The following is a 337-nucleotide window of genomic DNA, read 5'->3' as shown; positions in this document are numbered from 1 at the left end:
GGTCGCTGATGCTCCCTTACAAATCCAGTTCGCATAGTGCAAAATGTGTTCGCTGCGCACCGCAGAGCGGCAATCCGCAACCCTCGGCCTGAAAGGCCGTCAAACTTAAGAATCCTCTGGCCGCAGGCCGGTCCATCTTAAGAACCTTTTTCCACAACCCTTCTACACAACCCGCGGCGTCAACCGCGCCCCTTTTTTATAAAACTTGCGGCGCAGCCGCCACCACAACCCTCAGACACGAAGCGCCTATCCAACTTAAGGACCCTTCGTCCCCAGTAGGCACCAAACCTTTTGAACCGGGGCCCCCAAGGGAAGCACTGATTCATTCATAGAGTCT

The sequence above is a fragment of the Dialister sp. UBA1703 genome (assembly GCA_002320515.1).
Classification (GTDB): Bacteria; Bacillota; Negativicutes; order Veillonellales; family Dialisteraceae; genus Dialister.
Note: the sequence above shows the minus strand (reverse complement) of the source record.